Annotated in this window: 10 protein-coding genes; 1 reads left to right on the top strand and 9 read right to left on the bottom strand. The window is 64.3% G+C overall.

The window, feature by feature from the left end:
- Window positions 1-124: 124 nt before the first annotated feature.
- Genes AB1A62_RS11110 through leuB form a run of 7 tightly spaced genes read right to left on the bottom strand, consistent with a single transcriptional unit; the run spans window position 125 to window position 8,494 of the window.
- Entirely contained in the window at window positions 125-337 is a 213-nt protein-coding gene (locus tag AB1A62_RS11110; RefSeq protein WP_366661551.1) for a hypothetical protein, read from the bottom strand.
- Window positions 338-340: 3 nt separating this feature from the next.
- Window positions 341-1,906: a trimethylamine methyltransferase family protein gene (locus AB1A62_RS11115; protein ID WP_366661552.1), complete on the bottom strand. Its 1,566-nt coding sequence runs from the start codon at window positions 1,904-1,906 to the stop codon at window positions 341-343.
- Entirely contained in the window at window positions 1,903-3,240 is a 1,338-nt protein-coding gene (locus AB1A62_RS11120) for an MmgE/PrpD family protein (RefSeq protein ID WP_366661553.1), read from the bottom strand. The genes AB1A62_RS11115 and AB1A62_RS11120 overlap by 4 nt, the downstream gene beginning before the upstream one ends.
- Window positions 3,237-4,256, bottom strand: a complete 1,020-nt coding sequence (locus AB1A62_RS11125; RefSeq protein WP_366661554.1) for a sterol desaturase family protein — start codon at window positions 4,254-4,256, stop codon at window positions 3,237-3,239. The genes AB1A62_RS11120 and AB1A62_RS11125 overlap by 4 nt, the downstream gene beginning before the upstream one ends.
- Window positions 4,257-4,274: 18 nt before the next feature.
- Entirely contained in the window at window positions 4,275-5,753 is a 1,479-nt protein-coding gene (locus AB1A62_RS11130) for an aldehyde dehydrogenase (RefSeq protein WP_366661555.1), read from the bottom strand.
- Window positions 5,754-5,774: 21 nt separating this feature from the next.
- The gene (locus tag AB1A62_RS11135) at window positions 5,775-7,412 is read right to left on the bottom strand and encodes a GMC family oxidoreductase N-terminal domain-containing protein (protein WP_366661556.1); all 1,638 of its coding nucleotides are present in this window, start codon (window positions 7,410-7,412) and stop codon (window positions 5,775-5,777) included.
- A complete protein-coding gene (gene leuB / locus AB1A62_RS11140; protein ID WP_366661557.1) occupies window positions 7,409-8,494 on the bottom strand; it encodes a 3-isopropylmalate dehydrogenase in 1,086 nt (361 codons plus the stop codon). The genes AB1A62_RS11135 and leuB overlap by 4 nt, the downstream gene beginning before the upstream one ends.
- A 93-nt stretch (window positions 8,495-8,587) precedes the next feature.
- On the opposite strand from leuB, the gene AB1A62_RS11145 reads away from it, so the two are divergent.
- Complete coding sequence (locus AB1A62_RS11145; RefSeq protein WP_366661558.1) at window positions 8,588-9,475, top strand: LysR family transcriptional regulator; 888 nt, start codon at window positions 8,588-8,590, stop codon at window positions 9,473-9,475.
- Window positions 9,476-9,680: 205 nt separating this feature from the next.
- Here AB1A62_RS11145 and AB1A62_RS11150 read toward each other — a convergent pair whose 3' ends face one another.
- Both AB1A62_RS11150 and AB1A62_RS11155 read right to left on the bottom strand, forming a co-directional pair.
- Window positions 9,681-10,862 carry a Coenzyme F420 hydrogenase/dehydrogenase, beta subunit C-terminal domain gene (locus AB1A62_RS11150; RefSeq protein ID WP_366661559.1) on the bottom strand — a complete coding sequence of 394 codons (1,182 nt, stop codon included), beginning with the start codon at window positions 10,860-10,862 and terminating at the stop codon, window positions 9,681-9,683.
- A gap of 36 nt (window positions 10,863-10,898) precedes the next feature.
- On the bottom strand, window positions 10,899-11,654 hold the full coding sequence (locus tag AB1A62_RS11155; protein ID WP_366661560.1) for a sulfotransferase family protein: 756 nt from the start codon (window positions 11,652-11,654) through the stop codon (window positions 10,899-10,901).

Here is an 11,654-nt window from a genome sequence, read left to right on the forward strand (position 1 = left end):
TCGAGAGCATTCTCAGGTGCGAGTTTTCGAGAAGGGCCGCACAGAGCCGGCACATTGGGACCTCTGTCATATCCGGACAGGCGCCCAGGTAGGCGCGCAGGCGCTCCAGCCCGGACCAGCGCAGCTACGGCGGGTCGCATCCGCGCAGCACTTCGTGCCTGGTGCCGCAGGCGGTTGTTGCAAACAGCGCCGGCAAAAAGGTGGCCGGGTTGCGCAGTGCCATGAAGATTTCAAGCTGTTCCGCTTCCGGATAGAGGCTGCGGCCCCGAAGCGCGGGCCGCGGCGAGCCTAAGAAATGCGGAATTGAGAACACCACCCGATACGGCAGCGGCGGCAAATGTCAGCTTTGCTGCAGCACCGGTTCAAGACCATCTCCAAGCCGGTGTATCGGGAAATGCCGGCGAATGGCTTGATCCACCTCATAAGGGATGTGCGCGGGCGCGGGCCGGGCCAGCAATTCCCTGGTGCGCGTCCGGGCGTGTTCAAGAAGGTCCTTGTCGGATGCCCCCGCCCATTCCTGGGGGGTGCGCCGGTCGGCCATTGCCGGGTAGAAATAGTCGCTTTCCATGCGGTTGATCGTCTGGTCATGGCCTAGGAAATGCCCCGGCCCGCCAATGCAGACATCCCGTATGGTTTCGAGGGACAGCGTGTCTTCGCTCACCTCGAAGCCCCGGGTCGCGCGCATGACCGACCCGATCAGGTCATTGTCCAGAACGAAACTTTCCAGCGATGCCCCCAGGAGCGAGCCGTACATGCCGGCCGCCTCATAGATCAGGTTCGCACCGGCCAGCGAGGCCAGCAATTCGGTGTAACCCTTTTCGTAGCCGGCCTGGAAATCGGGAAGTTTGCTGTCGGTCATCCCCGCGCTTACGGCGCAGGGGATATCATAGAACCGGGCTATCTGGGCGCAGGCCGCCATCAGCAAGCCCTGCTCGGCGCTGCCGCCGGACATGGCCCCGGTGCGCAGGTCGCTGACAAAGGGCAAGGCGCCGAAGGTGGCGGGGTGTCCCGGGTTCAGCAGGTTGACGTAGACGATACCGGCGAGCACCTCCGCGGTCTGCTGCGCCACGGCCCCTGCCAGCGGGGCGGGGCTGGTCGCGCCCGCTTGGCCCGCCGAAACCAGTTTGAGCGGGATGCCGTATCTGGCGGCGCATTCGATGACGCTAAGCGCTTCTTCGGCGAAGGTCAGCGGCGGGACGATGAAACAGGTGGAAACACACATCGGCGGGCGGGCACGCAAGGTATCCGGACCGCCGGTAACCATTGCCATCATCTGCACCGCCTCTTCCATCGCCCCGGCCGATCCGAAGGAGGTGCCGGTGGGCTTTGCGGTGCCTTTCATGCAGGCATAGGCGGTGTTGAGATCCATCTCACGCGGGTCGGTGATGTCCCGGGCCACAACGGTCCGCTGGAACATGTGGATATTGGGCAACTGGTCCGCGAGGCGCGCCATATCGTAGAGATCGCGCAGGGTGCTGTCGCGGATCTTGCCGGTTTCGCTGTCGATGATATGCACCGCCGCGCCGGATGTGCCGAAATGGGTGCGGCTGCCGGACGGGTCGATATCGAATTCCGGCTTCAGACCATGCAGTTTGAACCCCCGGCCTGCGGTTTTCAGAACCTCGCGCACCAGGGTTTCAGGCATCAGCAGGCGGCCATCTTCGGTCAAGGTGCCGCCCGCGGCGCAAACCGTGCCGATGCAGGATTGCGTGGCGCCTTTGACACCGATCTCTTCGAGGATGCGAATAGCTGTCTGGTCGATCATGCCGATTTCGGATCGGGACAAGGGCGCGAACCGGCCGCCTTCGATCCCGGGCCATATTGCCGGGGTCGGGCCGGATCCGGCACCGTCGCCGCGGATTTGCCGGCGCGCGGCGCGGCCGCCTGAGCGTTTGCGGTGGGTCATGCGGAAATCCTCCGGAAAAATGCGGCAATGTCCGGTGCATCCGGCCATTGGAGAAGGCTGGTGAAGGTGTTTTCGGGATGCCCCGTCAGAGCGGCGTATTTCGCGTCCAGCTGGTCCGGGGTCATGGGGTTTTGCGCAGCCCCGAGCGGGTAGCCGCAGGCGAATTGCAACACCTCTCCACCGCCGAGGCTGATCGTCAGCTGATCCGGCTGATGCGGATCATAATTCATTTCAGGCCTTTTGGCCGGCTCAGGCGCAACCGCCGTCAGGCTGATGAGCCGGGCAGTCTCCGGCTGTTCCCAGAATGCGCCGGCGCTGTCGTCAAGGGTCAGGTTCCCGGACACGAGCATTTGGGCAATGCAGGCAGGGACAGAGAACAGGGCTTCAGTCCGCGTGCGCGGGCGGTCAAAAGGTAGGATCGCCGCGTGAAAATCGGGCATGCCGGCGCGGATCGACGTTACCCCGGCAAGCCGCCCCGCAAGGGCGGGGCGCAACTCCAGCGCCGCCGTCATCAGCCGGTGTGTATATCCGCAGGACGGCCAGGGTTTGAGGACGAGCCCGTATTCGTCCAAGGCCCAGGGGGCGCCAAGCCTGTCCAATGCCTGCGAGAACCGCCGGGGATCAAAATCGGCCATGAGCCCCGCGAAGCCGCGTGCGTGGTCCAGGACATGCGGCTGACCCGTGACGCCTTGCGCGGCAAGCAGCGCGGCCTCCAGCCCGCCCCGTGCGGCCCACCCCGCCTGAAGGGGTTTGGCATTGGAGCCGAACTGCAGCGTGAAGCCGGCGGATTGGGACACCGCCAATGCGAGGGCATGTGCTGTCTGTTCCTTTGTCAAACGCAGCAATCGTGCTGCGGCGCCCGCAACACCAATGACGCCAAGAGTTGCCGTGGAGTGAAAGCCGCGCGCGTAGTGGTCCAAGGACACGGCCTCGCCAAGGCGCATGATGATCTCGGCCCCGACGGCATAGGCGGCAAACAGATCCGCACCGCCGGACCTGCGGATATGGCTGGCCGCCAGCAGGGCTGGCAGCAGGATCACCGTTGGGTGCGTGTTCCCCGGTTCCTCCCAGTCATCGAGGTCCCACGCATGGCCTGCGACGGCGTTGAGTTGCGCGGCCATCGGCGCGCTGAGCGTATCCCCGGTGCCGTAGAGAGGGACCGGGCCCGGACCGAATGCGGCCAGCGCCTGCGTCGCCCGGCGGGCAGCGCTGCTGCCGGCTCCGGCCAGAATGCAGCCGAAGCAATCCGCGACCGCCGGGGCAATCACCTGTTTCAGCCCGGCATCCGGCGCTGCCGAAACCGCAAAGGCCGCCAGCCGGGAAACCGGGGTCATGACACCTTGTCCCGCGCGGCGGGCGCCCTGTCCTGACCATGGGCGTGCATGCGCTTCTTGCGTTCACGGGTGATGCGGGTAGCGTCTTCACTGCCATCGTGGAACGAGCCGAAAATCACGTCCCATGGCATCTCGGCGGTGCCGTAGTTGCATTCGAAATAGCGGTGGTGCAACTGGTGGAAAAAGTCACCCGCGGTGAAACGGTTCCTGTTCTTCACGCTGATTTTTTCAAAGCCTGAATGCGACACGCACGGGTTGAGGCCGTTCACGTAGCAATGAAACAGGAAGTGGACCGGGTGCGAGGGCACGATGAAGTGAATGAGCAGCGTTGAGAAATACAGGACGGCTTCGACCGGGTGCATCGAAATGCCGGCCCAAGGGCCGATATTGATGTTCCGGTGATGCAGCGAGTGGGCCAGGCGGTACATCGGCGGCCAGTGCAGCAGGCGGTGCGCCCAGTAGAAGTGAAAGCTGGACCAGACCGGAATGATCACCAGCCAGGCGAGGAACCAGACGGGATTGGACGCCAGGGTGATCTGCGGCACCATCCCGTTCGCAGCCGCCCAGAAATAGCCGATCTCATACAGTGTCCAGCAGGTCAGGCTGGAGGCGATCGACCAGAACATGTTGTCGTGGACCTGATTGCGGAACGTGAAATGGCCGTTGTCCGCCGCTTGATCGCGGCCGTCGAATTTCAGATATTTTCCCTGGCCCTTGAGCGTGATGAACCACAGGTGGAGGCCGCCCGCGACGAGCATCAGCAACAGGAAATTACGCAGCCAGATTTGCACCATCCACGCGGGCGCAAGGCTCTGCATTTCCTCCCAGCCGGGCTGAAACCACTGGTAGACGGCCCAGGCAAGAAACAGCTCGACCGTGACGGAACTCAGCGCAAGCCAATAGGTTGAAAGCCACTTCAGCCAGGCCAGGGGCCTTGGCGGCCAGCTCAGGATCGGCGAGACCGGGATCGGCAGATCGGGATGGTGGTTCCAGGCGGCATTGCGCTTGCGTTCCATTATTCAAACCTCGCGAATTCAGGCAAAGGGATCAGGCAGGCTGGGATTGGTGGACAGCCAGACGGATTTCGTGTGGAGGAAGCACCGCATGCCGTCCCAGCCGTTCTCGCGCCCGTAGCCCGATTGCTTGCAGCCGCCGACGGGGGACTGGGTGGCGGCGTTGAAGTAGTTGTTGATGTAAACCGTGCCGGCCTCGATCCGGTCGGCCATGCGCATCGCCTTTGCCACATCGCGGGTCCAGATGCCGGCGGCGAGGCCGTAAACCGTGTCATTGGCAGTATGGATGACCTGGTCTTCGTCGTCCCAGGCCTCTGTACTGACCACCGGTCCAAAAACCTCGTTCTGGGCCAGATCGGCACTGTTGGGGACATCGGCAAAGATTGTCGGGCCAATGTAATATCCGGAGTCCCGGCAGGCGCTGCGGCCATCCAGAAGCAGCCTGTGGCCGGCTTTCTCTGCGGCCCCGATCCGTTTCAGGACATTTTCGTAATGCGGGCGGTTGGCCATCGGGCCGATCTGGGTGGAAGGATCCAGCGGATCACCCACGCGGGCTTTCTTGACGACTTCAACCAGCCGCTCCGTGAATTCACCGATGATGCCGCGATGCACCAGAAGCCGCGAGCCGGAGATGCAGCTTTGACCTCCCGGCGGGAAGATGCCCGCAGCGGCGCCGTTCACCGCAAGGTCCAGATCGGCGTCCGGCAGAACGATCTGGGGGGACTTTCCGCCAAGCTCCATCACCACCGGTTTTACCTGCCGGGCCGCGGCAACCGCTGCCGCGCGCCCGCCGACCGTGCCGCCGGTGAAACTGACCATGCGCACATCCGGGTGTTCGATCATCGGCGCAGCGGTGGTTGGGCCATAGCCCGTGACCACGTTCAGCACGCCCGGCGGCAGATCGGCTTCCAGCAGCACCTCCATCAGGTCCAGGGTGGAACAGCTTGAATGCTCCGACGGCTTGATCACCACCGTGTTCCCGGCCGCAAGACAGGGCGCCAGTTTCCAGAACAGGGTCCCGAGCGGCGAGTTCCACGGCAGCACCTGCGCCACCACGCCAAAGGGTTCCCATTTGACGTAGTTGTGGATGTCCGGGGCCTCGGCCGGGATCACGCGGCCTTCGAACTTGTCACACATGCCCGCGTAATAGTGGAAGCTGTCGACCAGCCATTGCCCCTCACGCAGCCCCGGCGTGATCATCGACGGCAGCTTGCCGTTGTCCTGGGTCTCGACCAATCCCAGCCGCTCGGCGTGTTTCGAGACCGCATCGCCCATGCGCCGCAGGCAGCGCCCGCGCTCCGCTGGCTGCATCCGCCCCCAGGGGCCGTCGTAGAAGGCGGATTTCGCCGCAGCCACCGCGCGGCCGACATCTGCGGACCGGCAATCGGGCACGCGCGCCCAGACCTGCCCGTTCGCGGGGTTTTCGCTGTCGATATAGCCGCCCTCCGCGGGGTCGTGCCACGCGTTGCCGGCGAAGTACTGAAAGTTTCGGATCGTCATTTGGCGGTCTCCATCGGGAATTCAGGGGGCCAAGGGCGCACGGCCAAGGATCATGTCGGCAGCTTTTTCCGCCATCATGACCACCGTGGCATAAAGGTTGCCAGTGATTTGCATAGGCATGGCCGACGCATCGCAAACCCGCAGCGCCTCGACCCCATGCACGCGCAACTGGCTGTCCAGCACGTCGCCCATGCGGGCCGTACAGGCCAGGTGATGGCCGGTATAGGCGGTTTCGCGAATGGCCTGGGTGACTTCGGCGTCGGACCGGGCGTCTTTCCACACGCCGGTCTCGCCGGTGACAAGCCGTACAATCGGGTTTTGGGCCATAACCTCCCGCATCACCGCAACCCCGCGTTTCAAAACGTCAATATCGTGGGGGTCGGCAAAGTAATTCGGGTCGATCACCGGATGGGCCCTTGGGTCCGCACTGGCCAGCCGCACCGTGCCTTCGGACCGAGGCCTTTCGAGGTTGATGTCAATCTGCACCCCCGGCAGGGCCATCTTGCGCCCGCGCACCAGCAGTTTGCGGCCGAGCCGTTGCAGCACCGGCACGCCCTCCCCGGCACCGTTTCCGAGGTTTTCCTCGACCACCATGGGGGTCATGAAGACCTCCAGCTCAGGCAGGGCCGGGTCGCCAAAGGCATGAAACAGCACCGTGGAAAAGAACGCCCCGCCCCCGGGGCCGCCGCCATTCCACAGCCAATGACCCATCAGCCTGGCCGCATGGTCCAGCCGCTGGTATCTGGCGTGGCTCAGATCCAGCCGGTCCGAGCCGTATTGCAGCGGCACATCAGGATGATCCGACAGATGGGCGCCCACAGACGGCAGATCGGCCACCACATTAATCCCATGCCCGGCCAGATGATCCGCGGGTCCGATCCCCGACAGCATCAGCAGCTGCGGCGTGCCGACAGCCCCCTGGCACAGGACCACTTCGCGCGCGGCACGGATCATCTCTCCGCTCAACGTTTGCACCCCCGCCGCCCTGCCCTTCTCGATCACGACCCGTGCGACCTGGGTGTGGGTGCGGATCGTCAGATTGCGCGGGGGGTTCTTCAGATAGGCAATCGCCGAGGATTGCCGCACGCCCTTTGACACGGTGCTGTCATTGCGCGCGACGCCGGTGCGGAGCGGCCCGTTGAAATCGTCGATCCTTTGGTGCCCCGCAGCCACGGCGGCGTCGAGGAATGCCTGCTCCATCTCCCCGAAATTCCGCGCCGGCTCGGTTTTCAGGGGCCCGTCCGCCCCGTGCCAGGCGTCGCGCCGGCCGCGTGCGCCTTCGGACCGGCGGAAATACGGCAGCACATCCGCATAAGACCACCCGTCGAGCCCCATCTGCTGCCAGGTGTCGTAGTCCGCCGCGACCCCGCGCATATAGATCATGCCATTGACTATGGAGGACCCGCCCAAGGCCTTGCCGCGCGGGAAATAGACCCGGCGCGCGTTCAGTCCCGGCTGCGGGACTGAAGTGTAGCCCCAGTCGAGCCTCGGATTGCCAAAGACAAACCCGTTTCCCGCGGGCATCCGGATGAACAGGCCGCGCCCCTTACCGCCGGCCTCAACGAGGCAGACCGAAACACCGGGGTCTTCGGCCAGCCGCGCCGCCAGCGCACAACCAGCGGACCCGCCGCCGGCGATGACGTAATCAAACGCGCTCACCCCGCTAGCCTTTCGAGGATCGCATCGGTCATTGCAGCACTTGTGGCTGCCCCGCCCAGATCGGGCGTCATGACCCCGGACTGCAGAACCTCACCGACCGCCTCTTCGACCTGCTTTCCGGCCGCAGGTAGCCCGAGGCTGTAGGTGAACATCATGCCGATGGACAGGATGGTGCCAATAGGATTGGCAATGCCCTGCCCCGCGATGTCAGGGGCGGATCCGGCGGTGCTTTCATAGAGTCCGAAGACCGGCTCGCCGTCCGGATTGGCTGACAGGCAGGCCGAGGGCAGCATGCCCAGGGATCCGGCGTAAACCGCGGTCAGATCGCTGAGGACATCGCCCAGCTGGTTGCAGCCGATCACCACGTCGAAATCATGCGGGCGCATCATCAGCTGATAGGCGCAGTTGTCCGCGAACATGTTCTCGAACGCCACATCCGGGTAGTGGCGGGCCACTTCGGTGACAACCTCGCGCCAGAGCTTGTAGCTTTCCATCACGTTGGACTTGTCGCAGCTGACCAGCCGTCCGCGCCGCTTGCGCGCCAGCTGGAAGCCGCCGTGGGCGAAACGGGCAACCTCGGCCTCGTCATAGGCTGTCAGGTCAAAGCCCTGCCGCAGTCCGTTCACGTCGCGCCGCCCGCGCTCAGTTGCGAACATCGCCCCGCCGCACATCTCGCGCAGGATCAGCACATCGGCCCTGTCCGCCAAACCCTTTCGGAAGGGCGTGCGGTTCAGAAGCGGCCCCCAGGCGCGGGCAGGCCGCAGGCCCAGATAAGTCTGCAAATGGTGGCGCAGATACATCAGCCCGTCCTGGCACTCAGCCCCGCCCGGCACCTGGATACCGTCCCACTGCGGGCCGCCAACGGCGCCGATCAGGACTGCGTCCGAAGCCCGCGCCCGGGCAAGCACATCGTGGGTGCAGAAGGTTCCGTAAGCCTCCCATGAGGCCCCGTGCAGCAGGCCATGCTCCACCGACAGGTCGATGCCGGAGCGCGCGGCCAGATGGCGGGCAACCCGCAGGCCCTGTTCCAGGATTTCAGGGCCAATCCCATCGCCGCCCAGGGCCAGAACCTGTTTCCGCACGGATCATTCCTTCTTCAAGGTTCAATTCAGCATTGCGCAGTTGAAAACGTGGAAAAAGGCGGAAATGGTGAATGCATATAGTTCGTCAAAGGAATGATGGTGTCGCGCCGGATCCCTCTCCATCAGATCAACGCCTTCGAGGCGGCGGCGCGCTGCCTGAGCTTCTCGCGCGCCGCACAAGAGCTGAACGTGCAGCAGCCCGCGGTCAGCCGGCACATCGCGGCGCTGGAGGCGGATTTGGGCGTGACCCTTTTCCTCCGAAGCAAACCGAGGCTGACACTGACAGAGGAAGGGAGAATTCTGGCCGGGGCGGTCGCCTCAGGCTTTGACGCAATCCGCGAGGGGCTTGAGACGCTGCGCGCCCGGAGCGGCGATGAAACCATCATCGTCAGCGCCAGCATCGGGTTTACCAGCCTCTACCTGCTACCCCGCCTGGCCGGGTTTCAGGCGACCTTTCCCGATATCAAGCTGCAGGTCATCACTAGGGATCAGAACGCGGATTTCGACCCCAGGAAATGCGATGCTGTCATCCTGTTCGGCGAAGACGGCCTGGCCGGGGCAGAGAGCCAGCTGATTTTCAAGGAAACGATGGTTGCCGTCTGCCATCCCGGTCTTTTGCGTGATGGAGCACCGATGGACCTGCCATCACTGGGTCGGCAAAAGCTGCTGCATTTGAACAGTTCAGACCATAGCAATGATTGGAACCGTTTCTTTCAGGAAACGGAGGTTGTCATCCCCAAACCGCCCGCCCATGACAGTTACCTCAGCTACATGGTCTACTTGCGGGCCATCCAGAACGGTCTGGGTGTCGGCATTGGCTGGCGCCACATACTGGATGAGTTCCTGGCGAACGGAACGCTTGCGCTTGCATGCGAGCATGAATGCAAAACCAATCGCGGGTATTACTGCTCCATGACCCGAGCGGGTGCCCGGAAGGCTGGAACAACGTACTTCCTCGATTGGATCGGACGGCTCGAGTGATCATATCCAGCGCCATGCCGCGGGCGCCTTGCCTGGCAGTCCTGCCTGTCTGGTGGATGCTTACAGTGAACCGGACGGCGAGGCTCTCCTGGAGGAGTTCAGCGGATTCTGTACCCTGTCACCTTGTCCTTTCGCCTAACCGGCAGGGCAGCGGCGGATTTTCTACGCGTCGGGCGGCAGCCCCGGTGCGCGCAATACGCCGCGATTACGGGAGTTCTTCACGGAACCTCCCGTCGCGGACACGCTGCAGGGTTCCTGACTCCTCCTGCGCATCGTTGGTGTCGAGCGCTTCCAGCCTTAGACCTTCATGCTCAAAAACCGGGGAGCCCGCCGCGGCCATGCCTCTGAGCCGCGCGGCCAAGGCGTGTTTCTTGCGGACCTGATGCGGTTGAAAGGAGTCGAACTGGCGGGGTGTGATGCCTGCGCCGGCGGTCAGGCTCCCGGCTTCGCACGCGGCGCGGAAGAGCTGCTCGCCGGCTGCTGTCCGTGTGATTACCCCGTTGAAGCCCTCGTCGTCGCCATCGGGGCTGGCATCCGGCCATATGTCCGCGGCTGCTACATCCGCGGCTTCCCCCAAGGCATCGGGGCAGAGCTTGCAGCGGGTCTGGATACGCCAGCCGCCTTCGTCAGCCCACATCTCACCATAAGTTTTCTGGAAGGCGCGGCCGTCGCGCGTTTCGATCCGTGTCGGCCCGGGATTGCCGTGGCCCCGGTAGCGGAACAGTGCGACGTCTGCCTCGGACAGGCCGTATTCGTCGAGCACGGCTTGCGACTTGCCCAGGTCCGATGCGCCGCCGCAGACCATGACCAGAACGGCCACGAGGTTCCGGGCCAGCCGCTGATCGGATTTAGAAAGTTCGCGCAACGCGCCGGCATCGCAGGGTTTTGCAATAACCGCAAAAGGTTCGTCGCGCTCAAGCGCCGCTTGCAGCCCGGCCAGCGTGTCGCTCGGCCCGTAGCGTGATCCTGCGCGCTCCAAGAGCTGGCCGGGAGTGTCGCTGAGGCACCAGACGGAGCGCATCGGTGCCTGCGGGTCGGCCGCGCAATGCAGGATGAAGCGTGCCTCGCCGGACCGAAGCAGGTGCGCGGCGAGCGCGGTCAGGACACCGCCTGTCGCAGCCCGGAACCGGGTATCCGGCTCGCCGGCCCAGGCCTCCTGCATCCGGTGGTAGCCGCCCCAGACAGAATCCTCGAGCGGGGCAGCTTCGCCGTTGGGGCGGGCAACCGCCCCCGGGCAGGCCTGCAATATCGCGGCATCGGACCCCGGGCCGATCCGGGAAGGGCGCAGGCGGCCTTGCGGCGTGTAGGCCATCTTCCATTGCAAAGGCGCCAGCGCCTCGCACAGCCCGCAACCGATGCACAGCCCGGCTTCCACAACGTCTTTCACGGAGGTTGGTGACGGCAATTCCCTGGTCCTTCCGTTTTAGGAGGGGGCGTTCCCGGGCCGGATCCGGTGCCCGTGCAAGTGATCATAATGCGGTTTCATGCGGCGGTGCACCCGGCGGACCCGTTCCGGCACGTCCTGCAGATCGACATATTTGCGCTGCTGAGGCGTAAGCCCGGTGGATTTGGCCAAGTTCGCATGAAAGGATCCGCCGTCCCACCAGCTGTGGGCCGATGGGTCGCCGCCGGCCTCCCAGCTCAGCGCCTCCCCGATGAAGGGGATGCCGACCGCATCGCAGAAGGCCCGAGTCATCTCCGCAGGATTTTCAAGCAGGTCGTCGCTGTCGACAACCGGCGGCGGCGTGCCGTTCAGCGCAGTCAGCAAGTCGAACAGTGCGCGCTGTTCGGGAAAGCCCACTTCCAGCTCGTCAAAGTCGGGCCACTTGTGGTGCATCGATGTGATTGTCTTGGCGGGGTCGCGGATCAGGAAGGCATGGGTGAAATGCGACAGGAACTCCGGGTTCCACATGTGATTGATGTAATGCGGAAAGTCCTTGATGAAGACCGGCCCGTTTTGGGCCCGTTCCCGGATACCGCCCCAGACGCTTTCCAGGGTCAGGCCGGGCGTTGTCTTTTCGCCCTCCCTGAAGCGCGGCCAGAGCGGATCCTCGCCCTGGTACCAGGCCTCACCGAAAGGCTCGTGCAGGCAATCCAGATCACCGCGCTGCCGCATCATCCATTCAAACGCGGTGGAGGTGGAGCGGGGGATGGCCCAAAGGGCAACAATCTTATGCAT

This window comes from Leisingera sp. JC11, assembly GCF_040704725.1.
Classification (GTDB): domain Bacteria; phylum Pseudomonadota; class Alphaproteobacteria; order Rhodobacterales; family Rhodobacteraceae; genus Leisingera.